The organism is Pseudomonas tolaasii NCPPB 2192 (assembly GCF_002813445.1).
GTDB lineage: Bacteria > Pseudomonadota > Gammaproteobacteria > Pseudomonadales > Pseudomonadaceae > Aquipseudomonas > Aquipseudomonas tolaasii.
This window is the reverse complement of the sequence record NZ_PHHD01000001.1, coordinates 1679048-1693392: the sequence shown is the minus strand read 5'-3', so window position 1 is coordinate 1693392 and position 14345 is coordinate 1679048. Positions and strand designations below refer to the sequence as shown.

The window sequence follows — 14345 nt, the reverse complement described above, 5'->3', positions numbered from 1 at the left end:
GGTGGCTGGTTTTATCTGTGAGCTTAGTGATAATGCGTGAGCTGTTTTTTTCTTTATCTGAGGGCCATACAGCCTATGTGGTACAACGGTTTTCTTGACCTGTCAGCCTGGCAACTGGTGGCAGTCACGCTGTTGATGACCCACGTGACCATTGTTGGTGTCACCGTCTATCTGCACCGTTATTCAGCCCATCGCTCCCTGGAGCTCAATGGTGGCTTGAAACACTTCTTCCGCTTCTGGCTGTGGCTGACCACAGCGCAGAACACTCGCGAGTGGACCGCCATCCACCGCAAACACCACGCCAAGTGCGAAACCGTCGACGACCCGCACAGCCCGGTCATCAAAGGCCTGTCTACCGTGATGCGCAAAGGCGCCGAGCTGTACCGCGCCGAGGCCGAAAACCCCGAGACCCTGCGCATCTACGGCAAAAACTGCCCGGACGACTGGATCGAACGCAAAATCTATACGCCCTACCCGCTGCTGGGCGTGGCGATCATGGCGGTCATCGACCTGCTGCTGTTCGGCACTATCGGCATCACCATCTGGGCGATCCAGATGATGTGGATTCCGTTCTGGGCCGCCGGCGTGATCAACGGTCTGGGCCATGCGGTGGGCTATCGCAACTTCGAATGCCGTGATGCGGCGACCAACCTGGTGCCGTGGGGCATCATTGTTGGCGGCGAAGAACTGCACAACAACCACCACACCTATCCCAACTCGGCCAAACTGTCGGTGAAAAAGTGGGAGTTCGACCTCGGTTGGGCGTGGATCAAGGTATTCAGCTTCCTGCGCCTGGCCAAGGTACAGCGCGTGGCGCCTATCGCGCATCGCGTGGAGGGCAAGGGCCATCTGGACATGGACACCGCCATGGCGATCCTCAACAACCGCTTCCAGATCATGGCCCAGTACCGCAAATTGGTGATCGGCCCGCTGGTCAAGCAGGAGCTGGAAAAGGTCGATCATTCGGTGCGTCACCAGTTTCACCGTGCCAAGCGCCTGCTGTCCCGTGAAACCAGCCTGCTGGATGACCGCCACCACGTGCGCATCCAGAGCATGCTGGAACACAGCCATGCCCTGACGGTGATCTACGAGAAGCGCCTGGCCTTGCAGCAGATCTGGCTAAAGACCAGCTCCAACGGCCACGACATGCTCGCCGCGATCAAGGAATGGGTCCATGAAGCCGAGGCCAGCGGCATCCAGTCACTGCGTGATTTTGCCCACCAGTTGAAGACCTACTCGCTGCGTCCTGCGGCAGTCTGACCATCCTACTGTGGCGAGCGAGCTTGCTCGCGCTGGGCTGCGAAGCGGCCCCAAATCGGGACTGCTGCGCAGTCCAGCGCGAGCAAGCTCGCTCGCCACAGTGACAGCGTTCGCCTTTAAGTGAAGAGCGTTGGGCTGAGCACCGGATTTGGCTTGCCACCGGTTTCTGACGTCATTTCTTAGTCAGCCGTATCACGGAACTTCACCGCAATTCCCCTCTCTCAATGAACACTTCGCCATCATGGTGGCCCCCTTGTAGTGATCGCGGCTCCATCCTGCGGCGCGCCCAGAGAGAGTTGTACCGATGGTTCTCGAAAACCCCTTTCCACCCGACACGCCCACGGCCGAGCCTTCCCGCCCGGCCGCAGCGGCGACCCTGCTGGCGCTGGTGCATGCCCAGGGTGAAGTCGAGCGACTGAGTGAACGCGAACAACTGTTGAGTTCCCTGCTGGTCAGCGTGAACGCCGTGCTGTGGGCCATTGATTGGGAGACGCGGCGCGTGCTGTATGTGAGCCCGGCCTATGAGCGGGTGTTCGGCCGTTCGGCGGTTTTACTGCTGGCCGACCACCGGGAATGGCGCAACAGTATTCACCCTGAAGACCTCGACTACGCCGAACACAGCCTGGCCCGCGTGCTGGAAGACGGCGCGGTGGAGGACCGCGAGTACCGCATCATCACCGCCGACGGGCAAATCCGCTGGCTGAGCGACAAGTGCTACATCAACCAGCAAGCTGAACCCGGCGAACCGTTGATCGTGGTCGGTATGGCCGAAGACATCACCGAAAAGAAGCAAATGGAGCTGGAGCTGCACCGCCTGGCCACCACCGACGTGCTGACCCAAAGCAGCAACCGACGGCATTTTTTCGAGTGCGCCAACCAGGCCTTCGACAGCGCCTGCGCCCAGGGCGCGCCGCTGGCGTTTCTGTTGCTGGACATTGATGACTTCAAGGACGTCAACGACTCCTACGGCCATCTGGAAGGCGATCAGGTGTTGCGGCGTATCGCCGAGAGCGGGCGAAGTGTATTGCGCCGTGGCGACCTGTTCGGGCGCATTGGTGGCGAAGAGTTTGCGGCGGTGCTGCCCGGCTGCGCACCGGAAATGGCGCTGCAGGTGGCCGAACGGCTGGGCAAGGAAATCCAGGCGCTGAAATTCAGCTACGAAGGCCGGGATTTTACCGTGACCGTCAGCCAGGGCCTGGCCAGTCTGCGCGAGCAGGATTCGACCCTGGACAGCCTGTTTGCACGGGCCGATGCGGCCATGTACGAGGCCAAGCGCCTGGGCAAAAACCGGGTGATCGCAGACTGAAATCAACCACCCCAACACTGCGGGAGCTGGCTTGTGTGGGAGCCAGCTCCCACAGGGTTTGAGCAGTGGCTGTCAGCTTTTGCGAACGCGCGTCAGCTCCGACAGGCCGACTTTCAGCAACCGCGCGGTCTTGCCCCTGGCCAGCGCTTCCAGCCCCTCATGTTCGGTCAGCCGCGCCATCTGCGCCGCCAGGTTCACCACCAGCGCATCCCGCGAATACACCCCGCCTTCCAGTGAATACGTCGCCGCAATCAACTGGCGCAACTCAAGCGGCAGGCGCCAGCGCGCGCGCAACGCCGAACCGTAGGCCGCGCCAAAGGTAAACAGAGACTCGCCGATGACCTCGTCATCCAGCGCACCGCCGCCCTGGCGCCAGTCTTCCAGGCAGCGCAACAGTGCTAGGTCACCCAGGCGATGCAGAATGCCGGCGCTGTAACAACGCTCGACGTCCAGGTCCAGCATGCGCGCCAGGCGACGGGCGTAGTCGGCGGTGTCCTGGGACAACTGCCAGTGGCGCTCGGCGTAGGCGATCAGCGCCGGGTCGCCCAGTACCACGTTGTGCTTGAGGGCAAGGCCGAGGATCAGGTTCATGCTCTGCCCGGCTGCCAGCTTGTGCAGCGCCGCCGGCAGGGTCTGCACCGGTGTGCCGTGATGGCCGGCGCTGTTGGCTGCGGCGATCAGCACCGCCGTGATTTGTGGGTCCATGCACACCTGTTCTTCCAGGCGTTTGAGGTCCAGCCCGTCGGGGCCGAGGCTGTGTTGCACGGCGGCCTTCACATCCACCCGCAGCGGCGCACCATCGGAGGCTTCGCGACGACGCTCCAAAAACACCGGCAACGTCATGCCCGGCGCCAGCGGCGGAATTTCGCAGTAAACGCTTTCGCCTTCGTTGAGCAGCAAGTCCTGCAGACGCTGGGTCAGGCCTTCCATGTTCAGGGGTTTGGTCAGGTAAGCCGTGGGGGCCAGCGGCAAAGCTTCGCGCACGCTGGCGCTGTCATTGCGACTGCTCAACAGAATGAACGGCAGCGAACGGCGTTTTTGCCGCACGTTGCGCAGCAGGCTCAGGCCATCGACGCCCGGCAGCTCCCAATCCGCCAGAATCAGGTCGTAGGTTTTTTCTCGTAACAGTGTGGCCGCTTGCTGACCATCGGCACACACATCCAGCCGCGCGTCGCAGCGCACATTCAACAGCACTTGCTTGAGCAGGTCCCGCGACCAAGGGTCCGCCTCGGCAATCAGCACACGGGGTACAGCGGGTAAATCAACAGCAGTCATCCAGCACGCTCCATCGGCAATGCTGCAACCTTAGACAATCGAACCCTCTACGTACAATGAACAAGGCCTGAATGTGCCGCCGCGGGCATAAAAAAACCCGCCGAAGCGGGTTTTTTCTGTCGATCAGGTCAGCCTCCGTTTACAGCTCGGAGAAACACTCTTCGATGATCGCCAAACCTTTGTCCAGTTGCTCGTCCGGCGAGGTGAGCGGGACCAGTACGCGCAACACGTTGCCGTAGGTGCCGCAGCTCAGCAGGATCAGGCCCTTGTCACGCGCCTTGGCCACCACGGAGGCAACGGCCGCCGCATTTGGCTTGTGGCTGTCGCCGTCTTCGAACAGCTCAACGGCGATCATCGCGCCCAAGGCACGCACTTCGCCGATGACCGGGTACTTGGCCTGGATGGCCTTCAAACCGGTCACCAGGCGCTCGCCCACGGCTTTGCAGCGGTCCAGCAGGTGCTCTTCTTCAAACACTTCCATCACGGCCAGGGCCGCAGCGCAGGCGATCGGGCTACCGGCGTAGGTGCCGCCCAGGCCGCCGGGTGCGATGGCATCCATGTACTCGGCCTTGCCGCACACACCGGCCAGCGGGAAGCCGCCAGCGATGGATTTGGCGAAGGTGGTCAGGTCGGCAGCAACACCCATCTGCTCCATGGCGAAGAAGGTGCCAGTACGGCCGGCACCGGTTTGCACTTCGTCGGCGATCAGCAGAATGCCGTGCTTGTCGCACAGCTCGCGCAGGCGCTTCATGAAGGCTTTTGGCGCGACGTAGAAACCGCCTTCGCCCTGCACCGGCTCGATGATGATGGCAGCAATGTCACGCGGCTCGGCATCGTTTTTGAAGATGCGTTCGATGCTGGCGATCGAGTCGTCGATGCTCACACCGTGCAGTTCGTTCGGGTACAGCGCGCGGAACACGCCGCCGGGCATCAGGCCCATGCCGGCCGAGTAAGGCACGACTTTACCGGTCAGGCCCAGGGTCATCATGGTGCGGCCGTGGTAGGCGCCGGTGAACGCGATCACGCCGGCGCGGCCAGTGGCGGCGCGGGCAATTTTCACGGCGTTCTCAACGGCTTCGGAACCGGTGGTGACCAGCAGGGTTTTCTTGGCGAAATCACCTGGCACCTTGGCGTTCACTTTTTCGCACAGTTCTACGTAAGGCTCGTAGGCCAGCACCTGGAAGCAGGTGTGAGTCAGCTTGTTCAACTGCTCGGTCACGGCCGCGATGATTTTCGGGTGCACGTGGCCGGTATTCAGCACGGCGATGCCGCCGGCGAAGTCGATGAACTCGCGACCTTCAACGTCGGTCACGGTGGCGTTCTTCGCGGATTCGGCGAAGATCGGGTGAATCTGGCCAACACCGCGTGGTACAGCGGCTTCGCGGCGTTTCATCAGGGATGCGTTGGTCTTGCTCATAAAGTCCTCATTCGCCACTCATCGGGTGGCGTGGTCCAAGGAATACGTGGCGGGGAGGCAACTACGGCAGCATGCGATGATCGACTGCCACAGCTTTCCCGGCCACTACGAATAACGTTTTGAAACACGCAAAGGGTCAGCGCTCTCGTGCCCTCTGCGTTTGCTGCAAGCTCTTGCCGGACCGTTTAGATGCCCAGGCAGAGGTATTTGATTTCCAGGTAGTCCTCAATCCCGTACTTGGAGCCTTCACGGCCCAGGCCCGAGGCCTTGATGCCGCCGAACGGCGCCACTTCGTTGGAGATCAACCCGGTGTTGACGCCAACCATGCCGTATTCCAGGGCTTCAGCCACACGGAACACACGGCCCAGGTCGCGGGCGTAGAAGTAGGACGCCAGGCCGAACTCGGTGTCGTTGGACATCGCGATCACTTCGGCTTCGTCTTTGAAGCGGAACAGCGGCGCCAGTGGGCCAAAGGTTTCTTCCTTGGCGACAGCGGCGTCTTTCGGCACGTTGGTGAGGATGGTCGGCTCGAAGAAGTTGCCCTCCATCACCTTGCCACCGGCCAGCAACGTGGCGCCTTTGTTCAGGGCGTCGGCAATGTGCTCCTGCACCTTGGCCACGGCTTTTTCGTCGATCAGCGGGCCCGTGGTGGTGCCGTCTTCCAGACCGTTGCCGATCTTGAGCTTGGCCACCGCAGCCTTGAGTTTTTCCGCGAAGGCGTCGTACACCGAGTCCTGGATGTACAGGCGGTTGGCGCAGACGCAAGTCTGGCCGTTGTTGCGGTACTTGGAGATGATCGCGCCTTCGACGGCCTTATCCAGGTCAGCGTCGTCAAACACGATGAACGGCGCATTGCCGCCCAGCTCCAGGGAAACTTTCTTGATGTCCTTGGCGCATTCGGCCATCAGCTGGCGGCCGATTTCGGTCGAGCCGGTGAAGGACAATTTACGCACGGTCGGGTTGCTGGTCAGTTCGCCGCCGATGTCGCCGGCGCTGCCGGTGACCACACTCAGCACGCCTTTCGGGATACCGGCGCGGTGCGCCAGCTCAACCAGGGCCAGGGCGGAGAACGGGGTTTGCGAAGCGGGCTTGATGACCATGGTGCAACCGGCGGCCAGGGCCGGGCCGGCTTTACGGGTGATCATCGCGGCCGGGAAGTTCCACGGGGTGATGGCGGCGGTCACGCCGATGGGCTGCTTGATCACGATCAGGCGCTTGTCGGGCTGGTGGCCGGGGATCACGTCGCCGTAGATGCGCTTGGCTTCTTCGGCGAACCACTCAATAAAGGAGGCGGCGTAGGCGATTTCACCCTTGGCTTCAGCCAGCGGCTTGCCTTGTTCGAGGGTCATCAGGCGGCCGAGGTCGTCCTGGTTTTCGATCAGCAGTTCAAACCAGCGGCGCAGCTTGTTGGCGCGCTCTTTGGCGGTCAGTGCGCGCCAGGCTGGTAGCGCCTTGTCGGCGGCTTCGATGGCGCGACGGGTTTCAGCGGCGCCCATCTTCGGCACGGTGCCGAGAATTTCGCCTGTGGCAGGGTTGTTGACCTTGATGGTCTGACCGTTGTCCGCATCGACCCAAGCGCCATCGATAAAGGCTTGCTGGCGGAACAACTGGGCATCTTTAAGCTGCATGTCGGCTTTCCTTAACAGCACCGCGCGCACGCGGAGCGAATTAGAGTTGTTGAAAGGCGCCTTGTGGGCTGCCGTCAGGGAAATCAGCCCCAGCGCGCGAAACAAGGAAATGGCACGCGGGAGACAGAGCGTTTGAAATCTCAAACGAATCCTAGGATCAATGGGGGTACAGGGCAATAGTCTGTTCGAAAAAAAGAACGAAAACGGCGCATTTGCCGAACCTTTCTGATCAGCGTGACCTGGCCGGGTTCCGACGTTTCGATCACTGGTCATCGGCGCAGAGCCTTCGAAGCGCGAATTCCTACCCACAAACGGCCAAAGACCAGCATGGACGCCCAAGGGCGACATGGGTATGATGTCGCCCGCACAAGCATCCGTAGCTCAGCTGGATAGAGTACTGCCCTCCGAAGGCAGGGGTCGTGGGTTCGAATCCCGCCGGGTGCACCAGATACCCACAAAAAAGCCCCAGGTCGAAAGACCCGGGGCTTTTTTGTGGGCGCTGATTCAGGGCTTTTGCAGTGCCTCCAGGCGCGCAGGCAAATCTTCCTGTGGAAAGCGCTTGTACAGCGCCAGCAGCTTCTCATCCGCCAGCCTGGCCTCTCCGGCGGCGCGCAGGTTCACGATTTCCTGCAGGCTCTGTTCCAGTGAAGGCAACGCCAGCGCTGATCGCTTGCTCAGCCTTGCCGTTGGCGCATCCGCCACGGCGCCTGCGATTTCAGCCTGGGCCGGGGTGCTTTCAACTTTGGGCGCCGCGGCCATGCGGGCCATCGGCGCGGGCGCGGAATAGGCTTGTGGCGCCGCAGGCGCAGCTGCTTGATCGCGCGCGGAAAAGGTCGCGGTGGAGGTTTCCGGTTGTGGCACGGGTGAGCGCAGCACCACACCGGCCAACAGCGCCACGCCCGCGACGGTGGCGAATGCCATCTGCCAGCGTGGGCGCATGCAGGCTTGCAGCCAGCGTTGCCACAGGCTCGGCGGTGGCGCCGGGGCTTCGCGGCGGGCGGCGTTGAGAATGAACGCGTCCAGCGACGCAGGCGGCTCGCCGGTGCTGTGTTGACGAAAATGTTGCAGCAACACGTCGTCAGGGTCCGGGGTGTGTCGGGAGTCGGTCATACGGGTATCTCCTCGGCCAGCAGGCGGCGCAGTTTCTGCTGGGCGTAACGCAGGCGGCTTTTCACGGTTTCCAGCGGCGTTTGGGTGAGCGTCGCGATTTGCGGCACGTCGAGGTCCCCGTGCAGGCGCAGCAGGAACACTTCGCGCTGGTCTTCGGGCAAGTCTTGCAGCGCGGCCTCGAGGCGCGCCTGGTCACGGCTCAGGCTCAGCTGCTGCTCGGGCCCGGCGCTGTCGTCGGCCCTGGCATGCAACTGTTCGTCGTAACTGTCGTGCAGGGGGTTGTGGACGCCGTGCTTGCGCCAGTGGTCGATCAGGCGGTTGCGGGCAATCTGGAACAACCATGTACGAAAACTCGCACGCCCCTGTGGCTGAGTGCTGCTGCGGATCAGGCTGAGCCAGGTTTCCTGATACACCTCTTCAGCCAGTTCGGCCTTGTTGCTCAGGGACACCAGAAACCGGTACAAGCCTTGGCGGTGCCGCGCGTATAAAACTTCGAACGCGGCGGCATCCCCGGCCCGGTAGCGGGCCAGCAGCGATTCGTCGCTGGGTGAATCATCTGGAACGGTCATGTCAGGTGGCGAACTCCTTTCAGCAAATTAAAACCGGTCAGTGTGGGAGCTGGCTTGCCTGCGATGGCATGCACTCAGATTCACTGATACACCGAGTTGTCTGCATCGCGGGCAAGCCCGGCTCCCACATCACACAGTGTTGTTCGAGAGATCAGTGCTTGAGACTCTGCGCCACGTCCACCAGTTGCACGAATTCATTGCGCAACCCGAACGGGTCATCGCCACGGGCCGAGCGCGCCAGTGCGGCGATGTCTTGCAAGCTCATGTTGCCAGTGTAGCGGCCATCGCCTTTGAGCTGTTGAGCGAAAGCCGCCACAGCCGCCGAGAAGCGCAGGTCATCGCTGGCCGGGGTTAACTGAGTGGTGATGGGCCGCTCGATCAATTGGCTCGCGCCGCCGGCAGCCGGCTTGTAGCGCACACGCAGCATGGCCAGTTCGCCGGATGGGCTTGCGGCCGCGGGTTCAGGTGCGTAGCGCAACGGCTCGAGCCAGCCTTTCTCACCCTTGGGCACAATTTCGTACAGGGCCGTCACCGTATGCCCTGCACCGATTTCGCCGGCATCGACCTTGTCGTTGTTGAAATCCTCACGCTTCAAGGCGCGGTTTTCATAGCCCAGCAGGCGATATTCGCTGACTTGGGCGGGGTTGAATTCCACTTGCAGCTTCACGTCCCGCGCCACCACCGCCAGGGTCGAGCTGAGTTGGTCGACCAACACCTTGCGGGCTTCGCGCAGGTTATCGATGTAGGCATAGTTGCCGTCGCCCGCGTCGGCCAGTTGCTCCATCAGGTGTTCGTTGTAGTTATCCACACCAAAACCCAGGGTGGTCAGGGAAACCCCGCTTTTGCGCTGCTCGGCGGCCATCTGTTTGAGGCTGTCGAAGTCGCGGATGCCCACGTTGAAGTCACCGTCGGTGGCCAGCAGGATGCGGTTGATGCCGTTGTCGATAAACCCGGCGCGGGCCATCTGGTAGGCCAGCTGAATGCCGGACGCGCCCGCCGTTGAACCACCGGCGGTGAGCTGGTCGATGGCCTGACGGATTTTGGCTTTGTCGCGCCCGGAGGTCGGTTCAAGCACTACGCGGGATTCACCGGCATAGACCACCAGCGACACGCGGTCCTTGTCACGCAACTGATCCACCAGCAATTTCAGGGTGCTTTTGACCAGCGGCAAACCTTCACGACGGTCCATGGAGCCGGACACGTCCACCAGAAACACCAGGTTGGCCGGTGCCAACTCGTCCACGGCGCGGTCGGAAGCCTTGATGCCGATGCGCAGCAATCGGGTGTGCGGGTTCCACGGCGTGGCGGCGACTTCAGTGGTCACGCCAAAGGGCGAGCCATCGGTGGGCAGCGCGTAGTGGTAGGGGAAGTAATTGACCATTTCCTCCAGTCGCACAGCGCCTTCAGGCGGCAGACTGCCCTGATTGAGGAAGCGTCTTACGTTGGCGTAGCTGCCGGTGTCGACGTCCACACTGAAGGTCGAGACGGGCGTTTCAACAACACGATGCACCGGATTTTCCGGCAGGTTTTCGTAGCGTTCCCGAGGCTCACTGCGGTAGGGCATGGCCGCCGATTCCTGCATCACCAGGCGCGCAGCCATCGGCGCCGGCATGGCCATACGCTTGCTCAATGCAGCCTGCACGGGCTCGCTGCTCAGCTCGGCAACAGGCGCGGCCGCGGTGGGTTTGGGCACATCACGGGAAGACGACAACCCACACCCGGCCAGCGTGACCAGCAGGGTAACGGCGAAGCCGTGGGCAGCAAAAAGAGGACGGGACATTGGCTTAACCTCGTGTGTGAATAATCCGCTCACAAGGTCAGACGCAAAGCTGAGTGGGTTCGGGTTAAACCCTGGTCGTCATGGAAAAATCCGCCAGATGACATCGCGCCAATCGTTGCGCGACCTCATCGTCCGTCGTGCCGGGCGAAACGGCGGAAATTAAACATTACGTGAGCCTGAACCCTCCGTTTACACGCCCTGTAAACCTCGCGCCGCAGACTCACCTGGACACACATCGCCCTTTGGAAATCCTTTTTCACGCTGGCAGTTTTGGGCGCTGCGAAAGGGAAATTGCGAACCTGGTCAAGCACGGAGAAAAGCCACTTCAACGAGCATCGCCACCTTGAGAATAGACTTCAGAACGCCCTTCTACGCCCCGCCTGCCCATTCAGCACAGCGCCCGTCTCGGCCGTCGCTTTTGGCGACTGTTTTACGACCGTTTATACAACCCTTCATCCAGCATCGTTTTGTGCGTCCGGCTCACTATCAAAACCCGCCGTCATATCGCCGCTCGGACAGCAACGTCATCCCTGCGTACTACACAACAGCGGGCAACGCTGACGCCACATTGCGCCCCGATGATCCGCATATCAAAAAGGTCAACAAGCAGTCTTTTGACAAGCAACGCGCCATCGAGCAGCTCACACGCGGGACGGGCGCGTGGCAGGACTGGAACCAGGACGGCAAGACGGATATTTCCTATCACTTCAAGGAAATCGGGGGTAACCGCTTCAGCGATACGCAGAAACAGGAAGCCCGGCGTTCCATCCAGTCCTGGGGTGACGTCGCTAACCTGACCTTCACTGAAAACGGCAGCCGCGCGGAAGGGCGATTATCCTTTCAGACATCCAGCACTGAAAAAGCCGCCAGCGGCTTTTTCCCAAGCCCGTTCGCCAACGGTGGCGACACGGTTTACAACCCGGATTTTGTAACCCGTCCCACCATCACCCACGAAATAGGCCACGCCCTCGGCCTCACTCACCCGGGTGACTACAACATCACAGCAGACGACACCAAGCGTCTGTACGCCCAGGACTCCAAAGCCCACACCGTCATGAGCTATTACCTCGCACAAGACAGTGGCAAGACGCTTGTCGACAGACCCAAAGCCCCGATGATGGATGACATCAGCGCCATCCAGCACAAATACGGTGCGAATCACCAAACCCGTCGCGAAAACAACACCTATGGCTTCAACTCAAATAGCGGGCGGGATTATTACTCATTGAGAAACCACCACGACCCGGCTGTTTTTTGCGTCTGGGACGGCGCCGGCAACGACACGCTGGACTTCTCGGGCTACGGCAACGACCAGGTCATCAACCTCAAAGCCGGTTCGTTCTCCGACGTCGGCGGCTATCAGGGCAACGTCTCAATCGCCCGCGATTGCGACATCGAAAATGCCATCGGTGGCTCAGGCCACGACGCATTAATCGGTAACGATGCCGATAACCGGCTCACCGGTGGGGGCGGCGCGGACCGCTTGCGCGGCGGTCGGGGCGCCGACACCTTTGTCTACAACCACGCCCGCGACTCCACACCTGAAGCCCCGGACGAAATCATGGATTTCACCAGCGGCCTCGACAAAATTGACGTGTCAGGTGCATTGAGAAGTGCAGGGCTGGCCTCACTCTCGTTGGTCAGCACCTGGAGCGGCAAAGGCGGCGAAGCCCGCCTGAGCCATGATGAAAAAAGTGGTGAAGGGATGTTGGCAATTGACCTGACAGGCAACGGTAAACCCGACTTGCTGATCAAAACGCACGGGCGCGTCAGGCCTGGAGATATCCTTACTGCCAACAACCGCACGCCCAAGCGCGGCCCTGTGCCCGAGAGCCTTATCCAACCGGTACGGCCAACGGTTAATGCCGTGAATGTCAGGCCACACTTCGTGTTCAAAACGGCGAGCGACTCAACATTCAGCAATGCCCGGCTGTTCACTGACTTCACCAGCGGCACAGATAAACTTGACCTGCGTGGAATCGAGAAAGAAGCGAAGACGCGCCTCACGCCTGTGAACGCGTTCAGCGGGCGCGCCGGCGAGACCATAGTGGGTTACAACCCGCAGACCTATCGCTACTTCGTCGCCATTGACCTGACCGGCAACGGCACCCCGGATTTCCTGGTGAAGAGCACTCAGGAGATCAGACCGAAAGACATCCTCGTCAACTGAATGCACAAGCGCCAGGTAGAGCCGCCCGCGATGAAACGGCGGGCAAGCCACTATCTTCAGCGACTGGTACACCGCTATCGCGGGCAAGCCCGCTCCCACAGGGTCAGGCGGTGCTGCCGAGGTTGTACTGATACACACAACCCAAAATGTGGGAGCGGGCTTGCCCGCGAAGGCGGCGGGCCAGCCATTATCTTCAGCGACTGACACTCCGCTATCGCGGGCAAGCCCGCTCCCACAGGAGTCAGGCGGTGTGGTGTTCGATAAAGGCGGCATCGGCCGGGGCATTCGACCGGCCTTCGGTAACGTCATAGCGCTGCAAGTTTGTTTATCTCCTCGGCCAGAAACCTCGGTGCGGGCGTGTCTGCGTAGCGCTGCGCGACGCTGAAAGGGTCCACGGTGGGCGCCTCCACGCCTTCAAACGCAAAGCCACTCACGACATACCGGGCAAACGCGGGTGACGCCGGGTCTTCGTCGACCAACCAATATCCGTGGTAACCCACCACCAGGCACTCGCCGATGTAGTACCCAATCCGCGTAATGAACCAGGCCCTGTTTTCTTCGCTGATGACCGCGTCCCGGAAACCGCTGTCCAGCCGGGCCAGAAATTTTTTGGGTGTATTCAACACCTCATGAGGCTCCTCGAAACCAAGGGCCTCACAAAACTCATGCAAGACCGGCAGGCGCTCGAACCTGAACCGCTCAAATTCGGCCAGCCTGCGTGCCAGCAAGGCTTGGGGTGTCTCGTCGAATGTTTCCATCTTGCGTCATCCTCTGACCGCTTCAACGGGACTCACGCGGGTGCCGGTGAAACACGATTACTTGAGTTCTTTCACCAAGTACCCGCTGGAGATCTGCGTAATACCCGTGAGCGCACGGCGCAAGGCTTCAGGGTCGGTGCGATAGGTGTCTGGCGTGTAGCCGTAGACGTTCTGACCATTGAACGGCGTGACCGTTTCGACCGTCTGCCAGAGCATCTCGCTGCCACGGTCCATGCGCGCCAGCACGGTGAGGGTCGGATAGACCACGCTGCTGAAGCCCTGGGTCAGGCGAAAGCCCCACTCCGTCACGGTCATCTGGATTTGCGCATCGGCGGGTTCATCGTCGCCCACCACCTTGAGCGACGAGGTCTTGCTCAGCGCCTCGATAAAATGCTGTTTGAGCAGCACCCCCACATCGATCTGCTCGGCGTTGACCAGCGCGACAATCGCCGTAGGCGTCGGCAACGCGGCCAACTCGCCGGCCTTCATGCCCGCCGCAAAACCCGCGCCCGACAGCGCCGCCGTGCCAACCTTCGAAGCCCCGGCCGCCATACCGACGCCCGCGCCCAGCCCGGCACCGACCGCAGCGCCCCAGGCTTGCTCGCGGCCCATGTAGACCATCTGTTGCGACTCCCACTTCACAGGCAACACCTTGACGGTTTTGACCTGCGCGCGGTGCTCGGGGGTGAGGGGCTGGCTGACGCAGCCGCCGAGGATGAGGGTGGAGAGGAGGATCAGGAGGAGGTTTTTCACATCAGTCCTTTAATGTTGGGTTTGGGTAAGCAGGGGCGGCAATTTAAGGCACGAGCCCCTGGCTGCGTTTGGTCATCGACAGTGTGTCGGCAAAGGTGGCGATGACATGAGGCGACATTATTGTGCCACTACTTTGACGCCTTGCGTGGGTTTGGGTGGGGGGCTTATAGTCCCGCCCGTCGTCCCAATGGCGAACAGGTTTGGCGACCTGACAACAGAGTGCAAAAGCAACCCGCTTCTATGCAGGTGTTTTTGCGCCCGCAAAGCTGTGCATGTTATGGCGGCTGTGCGCGGGAGACCTTCGGGTCTGCCGGTTACT

Annotated in this window: 11 protein-coding genes and 1 tRNA gene; 4 read left to right on the top strand and 8 right to left on the bottom strand. The window is 61.3% G+C overall.

Annotation, left to right across the window (positions count from 1 at the left end; all coding sequences use genetic code 11):
- Positions 1 to 75: 75 nt before the first annotated feature.
- Positions 76 to 1260, top strand: coding sequence for a delta-9 fatty acid desaturase DesA (desA, locus tag ATI14_RS07775; protein WP_016969042.1), 1185 nt, complete (start codon positions 76 to 78; stop codon positions 1258 to 1260).
- 304 nt (positions 1261 to 1564) lie between these two features.
- Positions 1565 to 2566: a sensor domain-containing diguanylate cyclase gene (locus tag ATI14_RS07770; protein ID WP_016971752.1), complete on the top strand. Its 1002-nt coding sequence runs from the start codon at positions 1565 to 1567 to the stop codon at positions 2564 to 2566.
- Positions 2567 to 2638: 72 nt separating this feature from the next.
- Here ATI14_RS07770 and ATI14_RS07765 read toward each other — a convergent pair whose 3' ends face one another.
- From ATI14_RS07765 to gabD, 3 genes are all read right to left on the bottom strand, one after another.
- Positions 2639 to 3841: an HDOD domain-containing protein gene (locus ATI14_RS07765; protein WP_016971753.1), complete on the bottom strand. Its 1203-nt coding sequence runs from the start codon at positions 3839 to 3841 to the stop codon at positions 2639 to 2641.
- A 139-nt stretch (positions 3842 to 3980) separates the two neighbouring features.
- Positions 3981 to 5258, bottom strand: a complete 1278-nt coding sequence (gabT, locus tag ATI14_RS07760; protein WP_016971754.1) for a 4-aminobutyrate--2-oxoglutarate transaminase — start codon at positions 5256 to 5258, stop codon at positions 3981 to 3983.
- 185 nt (positions 5259 to 5443) lie between these two features.
- Positions 5444 to 6886: an NADP-dependent succinate-semialdehyde dehydrogenase gene (gene gabD / locus ATI14_RS07755; protein ID WP_016971755.1), complete on the bottom strand. Its 1443-nt coding sequence runs from the start codon at positions 6884 to 6886 to the stop codon at positions 5444 to 5446.
- Between the two features lie 370 nt (positions 6887 to 7256).
- Here gabD and ATI14_RS07750 point away from each other — a divergent pair.
- Positions 7257 to 7333 (top strand) — tRNA-Arg (locus tag ATI14_RS07750).
- 57 nt (positions 7334 to 7390) lie between these two features.
- Here ATI14_RS07750 and ATI14_RS07745 read toward each other — a convergent pair.
- From ATI14_RS07745 to ATI14_RS07735, 3 genes are all read right to left on the bottom strand, one after another.
- Entirely contained in the window at positions 7391 to 7996 is a 606-nt protein-coding gene (locus ATI14_RS07745; RefSeq protein WP_080520576.1) for a hypothetical protein, read from the bottom strand.
- Positions 7993 to 8565: an RNA polymerase sigma factor gene (locus tag ATI14_RS07740; protein WP_016974473.1), complete on the bottom strand. Its 573-nt coding sequence runs from the start codon at positions 8563 to 8565 to the stop codon at positions 7993 to 7995. The genes ATI14_RS07745 and ATI14_RS07740 overlap by 4 nt, the downstream gene beginning before the upstream one ends.
- A gap of 151 nt (positions 8566 to 8716) precedes the next feature.
- Complete coding sequence (locus ATI14_RS07735; protein WP_016974472.1) at positions 8717 to 10345, bottom strand: vWA domain-containing protein; 1629 nt, start codon at positions 10343 to 10345, stop codon at positions 8717 to 8719.
- 469 nt (positions 10346 to 10814) lie between these two features.
- Between ATI14_RS07735 and ATI14_RS07730 the strand changes: the two genes are divergently transcribed.
- Positions 10815 to 12515, top strand: coding sequence for a M10 family metallopeptidase C-terminal domain-containing protein (locus tag ATI14_RS07730; protein ID WP_231124347.1), 1701 nt, complete (start codon positions 10815 to 10817; stop codon positions 12513 to 12515).
- Between the two features lie 305 nt (positions 12516 to 12820).
- On the opposite strand, the gene ATI14_RS07720 is transcribed toward ATI14_RS07730, so the two are convergent.
- Entirely contained in the window at positions 12821 to 13273 is a 453-nt protein-coding gene (locus ATI14_RS07720; RefSeq protein WP_016974470.1) for a hypothetical protein, read from the bottom strand.
- A gap of 57 nt (positions 13274 to 13330) precedes the next feature.
- Positions 13331 to 14026, bottom strand: coding sequence for a hypothetical protein (locus ATI14_RS07715; protein ID WP_016974469.1), 696 nt, complete (start codon positions 14024 to 14026; stop codon positions 13331 to 13333).
- Positions 14027 to 14345: the final 319 nt, after the last annotated feature.

Excerpts from the sequence above, each read along its gene's own strand:
- ATI14_RS07745 (WP_080520576.1), bottom strand. The coding sequence starts at position 7,996 with ATGACCGACTCCCGACACACCCCGGACCCTGACGACGTGTTGCTGCAA.
- ATI14_RS07770 (WP_016971752.1), top strand. The coding sequence starts at position 1,565 with ATGGTTCTCGAAAACCCCTTTCCACCCGACACGCCCACGGCCGAGCCT.
- desA (WP_016969042.1), top strand. The coding sequence starts at position 76 with ATGTGGTACAACGGTTTTCTTGACCTGTCAGCCTGGCAACTGGTGGCA.
- ATI14_RS07720 (WP_016974470.1), bottom strand. The coding sequence starts at position 13,273 with ATGGAAACATTCGACGAGACACCCCAAGCCTTGCTGGCACGCAGGCTG.
- gabT (WP_016971754.1), bottom strand. The coding sequence starts at position 5,258 with ATGAGCAAGACCAACGCATCCCTGATGAAACGCCGCGAAGCCGCTGTA.
- gabD (WP_016971755.1), bottom strand. The coding sequence starts at position 6,886 with ATGCAGCTTAAAGATGCCCAGTTGTTCCGCCAGCAAGCCTTTATCGAT.
- ATI14_RS07740 (WP_016974473.1), bottom strand. The coding sequence starts at position 8,565 with ATGACCGTTCCAGATGATTCACCCAGCGACGAATCGCTGCTGGCCCGC.
- ATI14_RS07735 (WP_016974472.1), bottom strand. The coding sequence starts at position 10,345 with ATGTCCCGTCCTCTTTTTGCTGCCCACGGCTTCGCCGTTACCCTGCTG.
- ATI14_RS07765 (WP_016971753.1), bottom strand. The coding sequence starts at position 3,841 with ATGACTGCTGTTGATTTACCCGCTGTACCCCGTGTGCTGATTGCCGAG.